The organism is Streptomyces sp. NPDC093071 (genome assembly GCF_044754545.1).
Classification (GTDB): Bacteria; Actinomycetota; Actinomycetes; order Streptomycetales; family Streptomycetaceae; genus Streptomyces.
Window position 1 is genome coordinate 98,286 of record NZ_JBIVPH010000001.1, and the last position, 14,838, is coordinate 113,123.

13 protein-coding genes and 1 pseudogene are annotated in these 14,838 nt (G+C 74.2%); 4 read left to right on the forward strand and 10 right to left on the reverse strand.

What is annotated here, in order from left to right; all coding sequences use genetic code 11:
* Positions 1–109: 109 nt before the first annotated feature.
* Together ACIQD7_RS00445 and ACIQD7_RS00450 are read right to left on the reverse strand one after the other, a co-directional pair.
* Positions 110–2,209, reverse strand: a complete 2,100-nt coding sequence (locus tag ACIQD7_RS00445) for a SpoIIE family protein phosphatase (RefSeq protein ID WP_402439654.1) — start codon at positions 2,207–2,209, stop codon at positions 110–112.
* Between the two features lie 170 nt (positions 2,210–2,379).
* A complete protein-coding gene (locus ACIQD7_RS00450; RefSeq protein ID WP_402437982.1) occupies positions 2,380–3,534 on the reverse strand; it encodes a DUF6777 domain-containing protein in 1,155 nt (384 codons plus the stop codon).
* A gap of 205 nt (positions 3,535–3,739) precedes the next feature.
* On the opposite strand from ACIQD7_RS00450, the gene ACIQD7_RS00455 reads away from it, so the two are divergent.
* Genes ACIQD7_RS00455 through ACIQD7_RS00465 form a run of 3 tightly spaced genes read left to right on the forward strand, consistent with a single transcriptional unit; the run spans position 3,740 to position 6,613 of the window.
* Positions 3,740–4,615 carry a YndJ family protein gene (locus ACIQD7_RS00455; RefSeq protein WP_402439656.1) on the forward strand — a complete coding sequence of 292 codons (876 nt, stop codon included), beginning with the start codon at positions 3,740–3,742 and terminating at the stop codon, positions 4,613–4,615.
* Positions 4,612–5,166, forward strand: coding sequence for a DUF1990 family protein (locus ACIQD7_RS00460; protein ID WP_402437985.1), 555 nt, complete (start codon positions 4,612–4,614; stop codon positions 5,164–5,166). Before ACIQD7_RS00455 ends, ACIQD7_RS00460 begins: the two co-directional genes overlap by 4 nt.
* Before the next feature lie 22 nt (positions 5,167–5,188).
* Positions 5,189–6,613, forward strand: a complete 1,425-nt coding sequence (locus ACIQD7_RS00465; RefSeq protein WP_402437987.1) for a lipase maturation factor family protein — start codon at positions 5,189–5,191, stop codon at positions 6,611–6,613.
* Between the two features lie 70 nt (positions 6,614–6,683).
* On the opposite strand, the gene ACIQD7_RS00470 is transcribed toward ACIQD7_RS00465, so the two are convergent.
* The 3 genes from ACIQD7_RS00470 to ACIQD7_RS00480 form a co-directional block, all read right to left on the reverse strand.
* A complete protein-coding gene (locus ACIQD7_RS00470) occupies positions 6,684–6,854 on the reverse strand; it encodes a hypothetical protein (protein WP_163013712.1) in 171 nt (56 codons plus the stop codon).
* A 301-nt stretch (positions 6,855–7,155) separates the two neighbouring features.
* A complete protein-coding gene (locus ACIQD7_RS00475) occupies positions 7,156–8,631 on the reverse strand; it encodes an SDR family NAD(P)-dependent oxidoreductase (RefSeq protein WP_121827821.1) in 1,476 nt (491 codons plus the stop codon).
* 94 nt (positions 8,632–8,725) lie between these two features.
* Positions 8,726–9,439, reverse strand: coding sequence for a (2Fe-2S)-binding protein (locus ACIQD7_RS00480; protein WP_402437992.1), 714 nt, complete (start codon positions 9,437–9,439; stop codon positions 8,726–8,728).
* A 232-nt stretch (positions 9,440–9,671) separates the two neighbouring features.
* On the opposite strand from ACIQD7_RS00480, the gene ACIQD7_RS00485 reads away from it, so the two are divergent.
* Positions 9,672–10,664: a DMT family transporter gene (locus tag ACIQD7_RS00485; RefSeq protein WP_402437995.1), complete on the forward strand. Its 993-nt coding sequence runs from the start codon at positions 9,672–9,674 to the stop codon at positions 10,662–10,664.
* On the opposite strand, the gene ACIQD7_RS00490 is transcribed toward ACIQD7_RS00485, so the two are convergent.
* From ACIQD7_RS00490 to ACIQD7_RS00510, 5 genes and pseudogenes are all read right to left on the reverse strand, one after another.
* A complete protein-coding gene (locus ACIQD7_RS00490) occupies positions 10,545–11,939 on the reverse strand; it encodes a transglycosylase family protein (protein WP_402437998.1) in 1,395 nt (464 codons plus the stop codon). The genes ACIQD7_RS00485 and ACIQD7_RS00490 overlap by 120 nt on opposite strands.
* A gap of 388 nt (positions 11,940–12,327) precedes the next feature.
* Complete coding sequence (locus tag ACIQD7_RS00495) at positions 12,328–12,981, reverse strand: aspartate/glutamate racemase family protein (RefSeq protein ID WP_240449778.1); 654 nt, start codon at positions 12,979–12,981, stop codon at positions 12,328–12,330.
* Positions 12,975–13,319, reverse strand: coding sequence for a GNAT family N-acetyltransferase (locus ACIQD7_RS00500; RefSeq protein WP_121827824.1), 345 nt, complete (start codon positions 13,317–13,319; stop codon positions 12,975–12,977). Before ACIQD7_RS00500 ends, ACIQD7_RS00495 begins: the two co-directional genes overlap by 7 nt.
* Before the next feature lie 23 nt (positions 13,320–13,342).
* Positions 13,343–13,768, reverse strand: a complete 426-nt coding sequence (gene panD, locus ACIQD7_RS00505; protein WP_402438002.1) for an aspartate 1-decarboxylase — start codon at positions 13,766–13,768, stop codon at positions 13,343–13,345.
* Positions 13,769–14,013: 245 nt separating this feature from the next.
* Positions 14,014–14,706 (reverse strand): annotated as a pseudogene (locus ACIQD7_RS00510) (transposase family protein).
* Positions 14,707–14,838 lie beyond the last annotated feature (132 nt).

Consider the following 14,838-nt stretch of genomic DNA (forward strand, 5'->3'; position numbering starts at 1 on the left):
CGCGGAGGGGCGGAAGACCGCAGTCAATCGTGCACCGACAGTTACGGTCAAGTGCGGTCAGTTAACGCTCCGTAAATACCCTCGGTCGAATGGTTTCCGGGAAACATCCTCAGCTCTCCGGGCCGACGTTCCCGGGACCGACGCTCTCGGGACCGGCGCTTCCCGGCCCGGGGACCCCCGGGCCGGCGTTCCCCTCTACGGCGTTCTCCCGTACGGCGCTCTCCGGGCCGACGTTCTCCACGACGAACTCGCACCACACGCACTTGCCGCCGCCCCGCGACTCCACGCCCCACGCGTCGGAGAGCTGGTCGACCAGGAGCAGGCCCCGGCCGGACACGCCCGCCTCCCCCGCCTCGCGGCGCCGGGGCAGGGCGCTGGACCGGTCCTCGACCTCCACCCGGAGGCGCCGTACGGGCCCGGGGAGGACCCGCAGGGTCACGATCGCCCCGCCGTCGGTGTGCATCAGGGCGTTGGTCATCAGTTCGTCGGCGACCAGCTCGATCTCGTCGGCGCGCTCCCCCGCGCCCCAGGCCCGGACGGCGGCCCTGATCATGTGGCGGGCCGAGCTGAGGGCCTCCGGGTCGCTCTGGGCCACGTGCTGCTGGAAGCGGCCGGCCCCCGGGACGGCGTACGTGCCGTGGCGGCGCAGCAGCAGGATCGCGACGTCGTCCTCGCCGCCCCGCTCGGCGACCACGTCGCACAGGTGGTCGGCGAGCTCCTGGAGGTCGGCGGGGCCGCGCCGGACCAGGGAGGAGAGCCACTGGAGGCCCTCGTCGAGGTCGGCGCCCGGCTTCTCCACGAGGCCGTCGGTGTAGAGCAGCAGGGTCTGCCCGGAGTCCAGTTCGAGGGTGGTGACGGGGTAGTCGAGGCGGCCGAACTCCGCGGAGAGCCCGAGCGGGAGACCGCCCTCCACGGGCAGTCTGCGGCAGCGGCCGTCGGGCTCCCTGAGCAGCGGGTCGACGTGGCCGGCGCGGACCAGCTGGACGACTCCGGTGCGGAGGTCGACCTCCGCGTACGTGCAGGTGGCGAAGCGCTCGGTGTCGAGTTCGTGCAGGAAGACGGAGGCCCGTGCCATCACCGTGGCCGGGGTGTGGCCCTCGGCGGCGTAGGCGCGCAGCACGATCCGGAGCTGGCCCATGACGGCGGCGGCGTGGGTGTCGTGGCCCTGCACGTCGCCGATGACGGCGCCGACCCGTCCGCCGGGCAGCGCGATGACGTCGTACCAGTCGCCGCCGATGTCCCGGCCGAGCCGGGCCGAGCGGTAGCGGACGGCCGTCTGGGCGCCGGGCACCTCCGGGATCCGGCGCGGCAGCATGGCCTGCTGGAGCCCCTCGGCGAGGTCGTGCTCCTGCTCGTACAGCATGGCCCGCTGGAGGCTCTGGGCGATGCTGCTGCCGAGGGCGACGAGCAGGGTCCGCTCGTCCTCGCTGAAGCCGCTCCGGTCGCTGTAGAGCAGTCCGAGCGCGCCGATCGGGCGGGCCTGGGCGATGAGCGGGAGGTAGGCGGCGGCGGTGATGCCGAGTCCGCTGATGTGCGGCCAGAGCAGCGGATAGGAGTCGGAGAAGTCGCGGGCCGAGTCGATGAACCGGGGGCGCAGGGTGCGGATCACCTCGCTCATCGGGTACGGCTCGTCCACGCGGGTGAAGCGGGTGCCGGGCACGAAGGCGCCCTCGGGGCCCTCGGCGACCAGATGGATGCGGCCCGCCTCCAGGAGGCCCATGACGAGGCTGGCGGCGCCGAAGTGTTCGAGGGCCTGGGAGTCGTCGAGGAGGTCGATGACGTCCTTCACGGTCCGGGCGTGGGCGAGGGCGGCGGTGGTGCCCTCGACGACTCCGGCGCGTTTGCGGCGTCCCTCGTCGAGGCCGAGCCGGGCGGCGGACTCGGTGAGTTCGTGGGTGGCGTCGCGCAGGACGCCGACGATGCGCACGGGGCGGCCGGTGTCGTCGCGGTGGACGATGCCCTGGGTGTGGGTCCACTGGTGGCGGCCGTCGCGGCGGCGGATGCGGAAGTACGCGCCGTACTGGTCGCTGCCGTCCTTGAGCGCCTGCGCCACCAGGGCGTCGAGACGGCTGGCCTCGTCCGGCAGGACCCGGGCGCCCAGCCCCTCGGGGCGCCCGTCGTACTCCGCGCGGTCCAGGTCGAAGACGGCGAGGGCGGCGTCGTCCATCTCCATCGTCCCGGCGAGCAGGTCCCAGTCGAAGCCGCCCATGCGGAAGGCGAAACCGTACGCGGACAGGATCGGGGTCCCGTCCGGCGGCCCCTGCGGCGCACGGTGGACCGGGCCGTTCGCCTCCCCGCCCCCGTTGCCCGCGCTCATGGGGCCACGCTAGGCGCAGCCCCGGCCGTGCGCACCACGAAGATCCGCTCCACCCGTCGCATTCAGCCCTCGAAAGCCTCGAAGGTCTCGGGCTGGTCCGGCACCGCCTCGGGAGGGAAGAGCTCCTCGGGCGGCAGCTCTCCGTCCGGCGGGGCGGACGGCTCCTCGAACGGGTCGGGGAGGGGCTCGGTGCTGGGGTCGGGGTACGGGTCGGGGTCCGGTTCCGTGTACGGGTCGGGGGCGGGCCCGGTCGGGTCCTCCGGAGCCGGCGGGTCCTGGGACGGCGGTACGGGCTCCGGCGAGGCGGGGCGGTCGGGGGTGCTGGGGGCGGGCGTGGCCGACCCGGAGTCCTCCAGGGTGCACGCGTCGGGGTCGCAGGACGGCTCCACGGCGGGCTTGCGGTCCTCCTCGCCGTCGCTGCCCGTGCGGCGCTCGATCCAGGTGCGGTCGGTGGCGTTGACGATGACCAGGCTGGTGACGACGGTGCCGGTCGGGCGGACGACGACCACGTGGTCGGGGTCGAAGGCGTCCCAGGGAACGCCCACGTGGACGCCGCCCCGGCCCGCGGCGGGGGCGCGGAGCGGGTTGCCGCCGGCGCAGCGGACGCGGGGGGAACCGTACTGGTCGACGAGGACGGCCGTACCGGTCTGGAGGACGGCCTGGTGGGCGGCGGCCCGGCCGCCCCGGTAGCCGTGGCCGGTGACGCGGACGTCCACGCGCAGGGCGACCGGAGTGAGGCCGCGCAGCCAGTCGGCGACGCCGGCCTCGGGGATGCCGGCGGCCTCGGCGAAGGCCCGCGCCTTCTTCGCGTCCCCGGTGAGGAGGGAGACCTGCCGTTCGACGTCGCAGCTGCCGACGGCGCGGGTGCCGCCGTAGAGGCCGGGGGTGGAACCGGTGAGCTCGTGGACCTGCCGTCCCTCGGGGATCTCGGGCGGGTCGGAGGGGCGGGTGGTGTTGCGGACGGTGGAGGCGGTGAAGGGATCGGGTCCCGGGGCGGCGGCCGACTGGAGGAGGACGTCCTGGGCGGGCGCCGCGACGGGCAGTCCCGCGCTTCCGCCGCCGGTCCCGCCGGAGGAGCACCCGGCGAGCGCCAGGACGGAGACGACCGCGGCACCGGCGATCCGGGCGCCCTCGCGGAGGCGGTTCTCCTCCCGGAGGCGGTTCTCCTCCCGGAGAGCGGTGGGGATCCGCCGCGTCCGGCGAAGGGGTGAGCGCACCTGGTACTCCCGACTTTCTCTCCCCCGGGCCCGGGGCCCGGTTCCGGCCAGTCCCTCATGTCTGTCGCAGCGGGCGGGCACCCGCAAGCGGAGGAGGGCCGACCGTGTCACCCCGCCGGGAGCGCGACTTGAACACGTTCAAGAAAAGCCCTACGCTCGATCCAGTGATTGAACGCGTTCAAATGGGGGTGGTGACATGACCGCGCTGTCGATCCTGGTGGCCCCGGTCGTGATGATCGGGATGTTCTGGGTGGTCCCGACGGGACTCGCGCTCCTCGACGGCCCCAGACCCCCCGGCCTGGACCGGCTCCGGCGCGCCTGGCCGCTGCTCGCCGCCCCCGGGGCGCTCTCCCTCTGGCTGCCCCGCTCCGGCCTCTCGGCCGGGCTCGCCGCCGTCTACGCCCTCGCCACCCTGGCGCTCGCCTGCCAGGCGCCGGCCCGACTGGCGCTGACCCGCTCGCTCCGGCCTCGGGAGGTCGCCGTCCTGACCGCCCTGGCCTCCCCCTCGGTCGCCGGCCTGGCACTCGTCGCGGAGCGGGCCTCGTACCCGCTCTTCGGCTTCGACCTGGACCTCCTCGCCCTCACCGTCCCGCACTTCCACTTCGCGGGCTTCGCCGCCGCCCTGGTCGCCGGGCTGGTCTGCCGCGCCGCCGAGGACGGCCCCACCGCCCGCTTCGCCGCGCTCAGCGTCCCCGCCGGGACCCTGCTCGTCCTGATCGGCTACTTCGTCCACGACTGGGCCGAGCTGGCCGGCGCCGTCGTCCTCACCGCCGGCATGGCGGCGGTCGCCGTCCTGACCCTGCGCGAGCGCCGCGCGCTCGCGGCCGGCGGACCCACCCGCGCCCTGCTCGCCGTCTCGGCCCTGGTCCTCGTCGCCACCATGCTGCTCGCCCTGAACTGGGCGCTCGGCGAGGCTACCGGCCTTCCGCACCTCGACCTGACCTGGATGGCCGCGACCCACGGCCTGGGCAACGCCCTCGGCTTCGCCGTCTGCGCCCTGCTCGCCCGCCGCCTGCACGCCGACGGCGCGCCCACCGCTCCCGCCGTCCCCGCCCACCCGCGAACGGAGACCCCGGCATGACCCGCCTCCTGAAGGACCTCTCCCGGCCCGACCGCCGCCGCGAAGGCGGCCCGACCTACCGCGAGGTCGGCGCCACCCGCACCCCCGACGCGCTCCCCGAGGGCTACCACCACCTGCGGTACGACACGGTCGTCGGCCACGGCCGGGCCGCCTTCGCGGCGGCGGGCACCGCCGTCACCTCCTGGCGGATGCACCGCGCCTCCGGGGCGCGCCTCCGGGCGGACGCCGACCGCGCGGGCCCCGGCGTCCGCGTGGAGGTGTCGGCGGGCGTCGGCCCGCTCCGGCTCGCCGTCCCCTGCGCGGTGATCTGGACGGCGTACGAGAAGGACCGCACCGGCTTCGCGTACGGCACCCTGGCCGGCCATCCGGAGTGCGGCGAGGAGTCCTTCCTCGTGACCCTCGAACCCGACGGCAACGTCCGGTTCGCGGTCACCGCCTTCAGCCGTCCGACCGTCTGGTACACCCGGCTCGCCGGTCCCCTGGTCCCGGTCTTCCAGCACGCGTACGCCCGGCTGCTCGGCCGGACCCTGCGGCGCCTCGTCAGGACGTGACCCCGGGCCGATACTGGAGGCGATGGAATGGTTCACGGCGCCCGACCTCTGGCCGGCCCGGATCGTCTTCCAGCGCGGCCTGGCCGGGCTGTACTGCCTGGCGTTCCTGTCGGCCGCCCTGCAGTTCCGGGCGCTGATCGGGGAGCGCGGAATGCTCCCGGTGCCGGAGTACGTGCGCCTGACCCGGCCGCGCCACACGCCCTCGCTCTTCCACTGGCGCTACTCCGACCGCCTCTTCGCGGCCGTCTCCTGGGCCGGCGCCGCCCTGGCGCTCGCGCTCGTGGCGGGCGCCGGGGACGCCGTGCCGCTGCCGGTCTCGATGCTCCTGTGGCTGGTGCTCTGGGCGCTCTACCTGTCGATCGTGAACGTCGGCCAGACCTGGTACGCCTTCGGCTGGGAGTCGCTGCTCCTGGAGGCCGGGTTCCTGGCGGTCTTCCTCGGCAACGACGACACGGGGCCGCCGGTCCTGGTGCTCCTGCTGCTGCGCTGGCTGCTCTTCCGGGTCGAGTTCGGGGCCGGGCTCATCAAGATCCGCGGCGACCGCTGCTGGCGGGACCTGACCTGTCTGTACCACCACCACGAGACCCAGCCGATGCCCGGGCCGCTGAGCTGGTTCTTCCACCACCTCCCCCGACCGCTGCACAAGGTGGAGGCGGCGGCCAACCACGTCGTCCAGCTCGTCGTGCCGTTCTTCCTCTTCGCCCCGCAGCCGGTGGCCACGGTCGCGGCGGGGCTGATGGTGGTCACCCAGCTGTGGCTGGTGCTCTCGGGGAACTTCGCCTGGCTGAACTGGATCACCGTCGTGCTCGCCCTCTCCGCCGTGGACGCCTCCCCGCTCACCGGCGACCGCCCGCTGCCGGATCCGCCGCTCTGGTACGTCGTCCTGGTCGTCGCGGTGACCGCCCTCGTCCTGGTCCGCAGCTACCGCCCGGTGCGCAACCTGCTCTCCCGGCACCAGGCGATGAACCGCTCGTACGACCCGTTCCACCTGGTCAACAGCTACGGCGCGTTCGGCACGGTCGGCCGGGTCCGGGACGAGATCGTGGTCGAGGGCACCGACGACCCGGCGCCGCACGAGGGCACCGTCTGGCGCGAGTACGGCTTCCGGGGCAAGCCGGGCGATCCGCGCCGGCTGCCGCGCCAGTTCGCCCCGTACCACCTGCGGCTCGACTGGCTGATGTGGTTCGCGGCGCTCTCCCCCGGGTACGCGCGCGCGTGGTTCGGGCCCTTCGTGGAGCGGCTGCTCGACGGCGACCGGGACACCCTGCGGCTCATCGCCCACAACCCGTTCCCGGACGCGCCGCCGGTCCACGTCCGCGCCCGGCTCTACCGCTACCGCTACACGACCTGGCGCGAGCTGCGCGCGACTGGGGCGTGGTGGCACCGGACGCCGCTGCGGGAGTACCTGCCGCCCACCCGGCTGCGGAAGCCCCCGGGCGGGCCCTGAGGACGTGCCGGTGCCCCGGACGGAGAGCTCCGTCCGGGGCACCGGGGGGAATTCACCCAGGGGCGTCGGCTCAGTCGATGCCCGGCAGGATGTGGGGCTCGGCGAGGTCTTCCTCGTAGCCCGCGAGCCGGATCGGGGCCGAGCGCGCCCAGACCTCCAGGCTTCCCAGCTCGCCCTTCCGGCGCGGCCGCTCGGTGGATTCGGTCGGTCGCGGTTCCTGCTTGGTCAGTTCGGGTGTCACCGCGCACTCCTTCGTGTCGCGTACCTGTGGGACAAGTGCCGTGCGGTCGCGGTGGCGCCGTTCGTCGGGCGGGAGCGCGGCCTTGGTGGCGGGCCAGTCCCGGGCCGGCCGTGGGGAAGGTGTGTCCCTTTGGTGGCCGACCGTGGACATCAGACTAACCAAATGAGCGCCTGCGCGCTCTACCGGGCTCGGAAGTGTGACGCGTTCGGGTGAAACGAGCCGAAAGAGCGCCCCACCCGGCCGGTGAGGCGCTCTTGCCGAAAAGGGATGACCGTGGTCACCGGACGGTGGGACCGCCGGGCTACCAGTTGGCGGGGGCGTAGTCCTTGAGGAACACGCCGTACAGGTCCTCGCCCGCCTCGCCGCGCACGACCGGGTCGTAGACCCGGGCCGCACCGTCGACCAGGTCGAGCGGGGCGTGGAAGCCGGCCTCGGCGAGGCGCAGCTTGTCGAAGTGCGGGCGCTCGTCGGTGATCCAGCCGGTGTCGACCGAGGTCATGAGGATGCCGTCGGTCTCGAACATCTCCTGGCCGCTGGTCCGCGTCACCATGTTCATCGCGGCCTTCGCCGCGTTGGTGTTCGGGTGCCCGGCGCCCTTGTAGCCGCGGCTGAAGACGCCCTCCATCGCGGAGACGTTCACGACGTAGGCGCGCCCGCTGGCGGCCTTGCGCGCGGCCTCGGCCATCACCGGCCGCAACTTGCTGATCAGGATGAACGGCGCCGTGTAGTTGCAGAGCTGCGTCTCCAGGAGCTCCACCGGGGAGATCTGCTCGATGCTCTGCACCCAGGTGTTGCTGTCGACGACGTCCGGCAGGAGGCCGCCCGCGTCGATGGCGGTGCCGTCGAGGTGACGGGCGATGCTGGCGTTGCCCGCGACCAGGGCGAGGTCCGCGACCTTCTGGGCCTCCAGACCGCTCGTGCCCAGGGGCAGCGCGGCGAGGCCGTCCACCGCGCCCGAGTTGAAGGCGCCGATGACGTCGTGGGCGGGCAGCTCGCCGGCGGGCAGCGGGGCGCCCTCGCCCTCGACCAGGGCGGCGTACGCGGAGGGCAGCCGGCGCACGGTCTGGGTCGCGTTGTTGATGAGGACGTCCAGCGGACCGGCCTCGGTCATGCGGTCCGCGAGGGCCACGGCCTGGGCCGGGTCGCGCAGGTCGATGCCGACGACCTCCAGGCGGTGCAGCCAGTCCGCGGAGTCCTCCATCGCCTTGAAGCGGCGGATGGCGTCCTTGGGAAAGCGGGTGGTGATCGTGGTGTGGGCGCCGTCGCGCAGCAGCCGCAGCGCGATGTACATGCCGATCTTGGCGCGGCCGCCGGTGAGCAGCGCGCGCTTGCCGGTGAGGTCGGCGCGGGCCTCCCGCTTGGCCCGGTTCTCGGCGGCGCACTTCTGGCAGAGCTGGTGGTAGAAGTAGTCGACCTCGACGAACCGCGTCTTGCAGACGTAGCACGAGCGGGGGCGCTGGAGTATCCCCGCGATCCGGCCCTCCTCCGTGACGGAGGTGGGCAGGATGCCCTCGGTCTCGTCGTCGATGCGCTGCGCGGAGCCGGTGGCCGTGGCCTCGGTGACCGCCTTGTCGTTGGCGGTCTTGGCGGCCCGGCGCTCCTGGCGGCGGCGCTGCTTCACGGTCCGGTAGATCCCGGCGGTGGCGCGCCGGACGAGGATCGCGTCCGGGTGGTCGACCTCCAGCTTGTCGAGCTCGTCGAGGACGCCGAGGCAGACGGCCAGGCGCTCGGGGTCGATGCCCGGCCCGTGGTCCTGGGTTTCTTCGGTCACCGTCATGGCCTTCGGGTTCCTCGTTCGCTCGTGCGTCGCCGCTCTCGGAGTGTCGCCGCTCTCGGGCTCTCGCCGTCGTCGGGCTTTCGAAAGGGCGAGTTTACGGAGCGGGGGGCCGCGCCTCCAAACCCGTTCGGGGGGCGTGGTCGAAGACACAGTCGCCGCACAGTCCGCCGCCGGGGCAGCGGTAGTAGAGGCAGCAGCTGGCGCGGCGCAGCCGAGGTCCCCGGACCGTACCGGCGAGGTCGGGGTGGTCGAGGAGCTCCGCGACCAGGGCGGCGGCCCGGTCGGCCGCGTCGGGCCTGCCGTGGGCGCGGGCCCAGCGGGTCAGTTCGCGCAGGGCGCCGGCGAGGGCGGAGCCGGCGTTGCCCCAGAGCAGCCGGGGCGATATCCGGCCGTCGCGGCGCAGGGCCGCGTGGAGCGGGACGAGGTGGGCCTCCTGGACGGCCGCGCGGAGGTCGGCGGCGGTGCCGGGGCGGGTCGCGGAGCCGGCCCACCACAGGTCGTCGGGGGAGGTCAGCGCTCCGTCCCAGTACAGCTCGGCGGGGTCCGTGTCGGGGAAGCGGCCGTACAGCGCGGCGGGGCCGAGCGCGGTGGACCAGAGCCGGGCCGCGAGCCCCAGGTGGGCGACGGAGGCGCCGACCCGCCGCTCGGGGGCGCCGAGCCGGGCGGCGACCCGGTCCACGCGCGCGGTGAGGGGCCCGCCCTCGCCCGCGTAGACGCGGGCGAGCGGCAGGTGGGCGCCGCCGGTCTCCGGCGGGGTGGTCCGCAGGGCGAAGAACCCGCCCACCGATCCGCTCTCGACGAGATCCATCCGGCCCCTCACGCTCCTGCCTCGCACCGTCGTCCGCCCGGGTCCCGGTTCCGGGCCGGCGCCCACCGTAGCGCCCCGCGCGGGGGCCGGAAGACCGCTTCGCACCGGTTCCGGCCTGCGTGGGCGTACAACCCCGGACGTACGCGGGCCGCCCGTACCGCGGAAGGGGTACGCGGGAAGGGGTCCTCCGGTACGACGACGCGAACGGCCCGGGAGGAGGATCGTGGAAGGCATGAGTCCACTCATGCTGTCCGTCGTCCTGGCCCTGGTCTCCGCGGTGGCCTACGCGGCCGCGGCGATCGTTCAGGAGCGGGTCGCGGCCTCCGCCGCCGGTCCGCGCTACGCACCGCTGCGCCGCCCGGCCTGGTGGGGCGCCGTGCTGCTCAACGGGGTCGGGGCGGCCCTGCACGTCGCGGCCCTCGCGTACGGGCCGCTCAGCCTGGTCCAGCCGCTGGGCGCGCTCACGATCGTGTTCGCGCTGCCCATGGCGGCCCTCTTCGTCGGCCGGGGGGCCGGGCGGCGGGCCTGGCACGGCGCGCTGATGGCCACGGCGGGCCTCGCGGGCCTGCTGTGCCTGACGACCGGCGCCGACGCGCGGTCCCTGGGCGACGGGCAGCGGTGGCTGCTCACCGGGGCCGCCTTCGGCGCGGTGGGCCTGCTCTTCGGGTGCGCGCGGCTGGTGGGGCGGTCGCCGCTGCGCAGCGTGGTCCTGGCGACGGCGGCGGGCGTCTCCTTCGGCGCCGCGTCGGTGTTCACCAAGGCGGTGGCCGGGGAGTGGACGCCGGAGGCGCCGCTGGCCGAGTGGACGGCGCTCCTGGTGCTCTCGGTGTTCGCCGTGGCCGGGCTGCTGCTCTCGCAGGCCTCGTACCGGGGCGCGGGGCTCGCCGCCCCGCTCGCCACCCTCACGGTGGTCAATCCGGTGGTCGCCGCGGCGGTGGGCGTGACGCTGTTCGGCGAGGGCTTCCGCTACGGCACGGCGGGCGCCGTGGCCGCGCTGATCTGCGGCGCGGTCGCCGCGGGCGGTCTGGTGGAGCTCACGCTCGACCGGATGGCGCCCGTGCCGGAGGCGCCGGCCCCTCCCCCGGCGGGGAAGGGGCCGAGGGGGTCAGACGGAGACCCCGCGCGCCCTGAGATAGGCCAGGGGGTCGATGTCGGAGCCGTATCCGGGACCCGTCCGGACCTCGAAGTGGAGATGCGGTCCCGAGCTGTTGCCGGTCGAGCCTGAGCGGGCTATGCGCTGCCCGGCGCCCACCCGCTGGCCCTCGCGGACGGTGAGGGCGGAGAGGTGCGCGTACTGGCTGTAGCGGCCGTCGTCGTGGCGGAGGACGATCTGGTAGCCGTACGCGCCCGCCCACCCGGCCGAGACGATCCGGCCGGCGGCCACGGCCTTGACCGAGGTGCCGGTGGGGACGGGGAAGTCGACGCCCGTGTGGTAGCCGCTGGACCAGGAGGAGCCGGGCTTGCCGTAGCGGGTGCCGGTGCTCGCGGCGACGGGGGCGAAGTAGCTGACCTCCGGCGCGGCGGCCGGGCGCGGCTTGGTCGCGGCGGGCCGGGAGGCGGGCTTGGCGGCCGGCTTGGCGACGGTTTTGGAGACGGGCTTGGTGACGGGTTTCGCGGCCGGCTTGGCGGCGGGCCGGGGGGCGGCGGTCTTGGCGGGCGTCCGCACGGGCGGGGCGGTCTTCGCGGGCGGGTCGGCCTTCGGGGGCCCGACGGTCCGCACCGGCGCGGGGACCTTGCCGACCGCTCCCACCTTGCCGACCGTCTCTGGCTTCCCGACCCTCGCAGGCTGCTCGGCCTTCGCCGGCCGCTCGGGCTTCTTGGGTGCGGCGATGCGCAGGGTGAGGCGCTGGCCGGGGAGGATGAGGTCGGGGTCGTCGCCGACGACGGGCCGGTTCGTGTCGTACAGCCGCTGCCAGCCGCCCCGGACGTTCTCCTCGCGGGCGATCTTCGACAGGGAGTCGCCGGGCGTCACCGTGTACATCTCGCGCACGGTGGGCACGGTGGTCGGGCTCGCGCTCCGCGCCGGCCGCTCCGGTAAGGCGCGCTGTCCGGGCAGGGAGGCCGTGCGCGGCTGGTTCCCGCCGGACGGCTTCGCCGCCGTGGAGGCCTCGGGCGCCTCGCCGCCCCGGGCGAGGCCGGCGCGGGGGCCGCAGGAGGGCCAGGCGCCGGGGCCCTGCCCCTTCAGGACGCGCTCGGCGATGAGGATCTGCTGGTCCTTGGAGGCGAGGTCGGCGCGGGGCGCGTAGTACGTGCCGCCGTACTCCTCCCAGGTGGACTGGGTGAACTGGAGGCCGCCGAAGTAGCCGTTCCCGGTGTTGATGCGCCAGTTGGAGGAGGATTCGCAGGCCGCGACCTTCTCCCAGACGTTCAGCGAGGCGGCCTGCACCGTGCCCGCTCCGATGAGCGGCAGCGCCATTCCGGCGCCTCCCGCCGTGATGGTGAGCGAGGCGCGGTTGACGCGGCTCGGCTGGTGACGGCGGTGACGTCCGCGTACGGCCATGGGCCCCCCTAGAACACAGCGACAGCCGCCAAGTTAGGGGTGGCACACGCTCCGTGACAAGCGGTTCACGGAATCCGGGCCGTCTTCCGTCACCTCCGCGCGGGCGCCGGGCCTCTTCCGGCGGGTCCCGGCTGGGGCTGGGGCTCGGGTTCCGGCACGGGTCCGCCGGGCTGCGGGGCCGGGCTCGGCCCGGGGTCCGGAGGGACCGGGACCGGGCTGGGGCTCGGCGGGGGCACGGGGTTGGGCGCGGGCACGGGGGGCGGGATGGGCGACGGGGGCAGCGGGTCGGGGGCGGGGTGAGTCATCACGGGCCTCTCGCTCGTCGGGTTCCTCGCTTCCCAGGGTGGCGCGGCAGACCGTCCGGCGCCCGCCAGACGGTCCCCGGGGGTCAGCCTCCGCTCAGCGCCTCCGCGGCCGCCGCGAGCCCGGGGCGGGGACTGGAGAGGACGGTCATCGGGGTGGAGGTCCGCCCGGCGGCGTCGGCCATGGACGCCTGGGCGAGGACGACGACGCCGCCCTCCGTGACGGGCGCCCGGTCCACGGCCGCCGCGACGGCGTCGAGGTACCCCTCCCGGTCCCCCGCCTCGAACCGCTCCCAGGCCCCTTCCACCACCACGGTGCTCACGGAGCGGGGACGCGGCCCCGATTCCTCCGCGAGGAGGGCGACGGTGGGTTCCAGGGTGGAGCGCAGGGCGGCCACGACGACGACGTGGCGGGCCCGGGCTGCCTCGGCGGCCATCGGCCGGTCCACCCGGAGCACGGGCACGCCGAGGGAGGCCGCCGCGTCCTCGGCCACCCCGCCGAGGGTGGAGCAGGTGCAGAGGACGGCGCCGGCGCCGTCCGCGACGGCCCCGGCGAGCACGGCGGCCACCGCCCCGGCGACGGCACCGGGACCCGCCTCCCGGGCCCGTACGAGCAGCTCCTCGTCGACGAGGTGGCGCAGGGCGAGCCCGGGGTGGTGGCGGTCGCGCAGGGCGTCGAAGACGGGGACGTGGACCGGCGAGGTGTGCAGCAGGGCCAGGGTGCCGGCGGGGGTCACCACAGGCTCGGGGTGGCCCTGAGCCGCTCCTCCGCCGCGCGGACCACCTCGTCCGGCGGGACGGGCGCCTCGTCGGGATGGCGCTCGGCCCACTTCGCGGCGTACGAGCAGAGGGGCACGACGGGCACGCCCTCGCGGGCGGCGGTCGCGTAGAGCTCGCGCACGAGCGCCCCGGCGATCCCCTTCCCCTCGTGCTCCGGCTCGACGACGGTGTGGACCGCCACCAGGGCGTGGGGCTCGGCGTCGAGGACGAAGTAGACGACGACGCCGACGGAGGCGTCCTCCTCGAACGCCTCCAGACGTCCCTTCGCCCGGTCGTCGCGGATCCTCGGCTCGGCCATGCGGTGTGCTCCTCGGGTCGTACTCAGCCGTGGACGGGCACGGCGTGCGGCGCGCGCACCGTGTCACTGCCGGGGACGGGCGCGGACGCGTCGTCCCCCAGTTCCACGATGCGGTTGTCACCGTCGACGTGCACGACGCGCGGCACGAACGTCCGCGCCTCCGCGTCCTCGACCTGCGCGTAACTGATGAGGATGACGAGGTCACCGGGGTGCACGAGGTGCGCGGCGGCACCGTTGATGCCGATGACCCCGGATCCCCGCTCGCCCTCGATGACGTACGTCTCCAGCCGGGCGCCGTTGTCGATGTCGACGATGTGCACCAGCTCACCGGGCAGCAGGTCGGCCGCCTCCATCAACTCCACGTCGACGGTGACCGAACCGACGTAGTGCAGATCGGCCTGGGTGACGGTGGCGCGGTGGATCTTGGACTTGAACAGAGTGCGCAGCACTGTGGACTCCTCTGGGACGGCTCCCTGCCTGCTTCGTGCAGGTCAAGGGCGGTCTCGACTGTACACCGGCAAGTGCCGAACGATGTTTGTGAGGAACATCGCTCCGGTCGGGCTGGACGGCCACCCACCTGGGGTTTCGCGCCATATCGACGCCTGTGGAGACGACCGCCTTGGAATGGGTGGGGACCGATGCTGACCGAATGCTGACTTCTCTGACGGTACGTCACGCAGATCAATAAGGATCTTCAGCGTCGCCTCTCGAGGGTGAGGACGGCTTTGGTGATTGACGTGAGTCGGTTGGGGATGATCCAGGCTTTGCGGAAGATCCGCCAGGCTTCGAGCCGGGCGAAGGCGCGCTCGACGGGGAAGCGGAGTCGGGCGTGTGCTCGGTTGATGGCTGCTTGTCTGGTGGTGCGGGGGCGCCCGAGGTGGCGTTTGAACGGAACCCGGAACGTGCCGTCGGCGCCGGCGTAGGCCTTGTCGGCGAGGACGGGGACCCGCAGACGTTCATAGGTCGTGACGATACGGTGGGTGCGGGCGGCGGTGATGTCGACCGGGCTGCTGGGCAGCGCCGGCGAGTACCTGATCAGCCCGCCAGCGGGATCGGTGACGGCCTGGAGGTTCGCTCCGTGCCGTCTGGCCTTGCCAGAGTAGTCGCGTTCGTGGTCGCCGACCCGGTCGCACTCGGCGATGGTGCCGTCCACCAGGACGTACTCGAGACATGCCCGGCGCAGGGCCTGTGTCAGGAACGGTGCCCTCGAGGCGAGAAGCTTGATCACGCTCTGTACGTAGGTGTGAGCGATGCCCTCGCTGATCCGGAAGCCTGCAGCGAGCTTCGCGTAGGTCGTGTGCTCGCGCAGGTAGGCCATGGCGATGATCGCGTGTTGCGAGGGTCACAGCTTGCACCAGCGGCCACCCCCACGGGTGACGATCAGCATCGTGAACCACTCCACGAGCGCACGCGGCAGGTCGAGTGCGGCAGGTTAGATGACTAACGAGGCCTCCGGCAGCGGCGGTTGAAACGTCAGACGTCTCGAACCACTGCCCGAAGGCCTCGCCTGCTATCCGCA